General features: G+C 44.4%; 1 pseudogene. It reads left to right on the forward strand.

Annotation, left to right across the window (positions count from 1 at the left end):
- Positions 1–218, forward strand: a pseudogene (locus ACTHUR_RS20955) (hypothetical protein); the annotation flags it as partial.
- Between the last annotated feature and the right edge of the window lie 228 nt (positions 219–446).

The following is a 446-nucleotide window of genomic DNA, read 5'->3' on the forward strand; positions in this document are numbered from 1 at the left end:
TGAAAGTCGAAAGCGATAAAGCCGCCGAAACCGCCCGTTTGAGCAAAGAAGCCTAGAAGCTGCAAAAAGCCTTGTACAAACTCAATGCCAAACTCTCCAAACCCGTCTACACCGAAAAAGCCCCCGTGCATCTGGTGGAAAAAGACAAAGCCGATTTGGCGGAGTTGGAAGACAAAATTGCGAAAGTTCAAACTCAGTTGGCGAAGTTGAAAGACTGATTTTGATTGAATAGACAAGGCCGTCTGAAAAGTGTTTTTTCAGACGGCCTCTTTAAAAAAAGGAAATAGATGAAACTCTTTATTCTGCCGGTGCTTTTATCCGCAACAACTGTTCTGGCTTCTCCAATTGTCGGTACATGGCATTGCGTTGGCTCTGATGAAAACATTCAGATTGATACAAAAGTCGAATATCTTCAGGACGACAGTTTCCGTGGCGACGCTAAGCTC

The organism is Neisseria sp. P0021.S007, assembly GCF_051956855.1.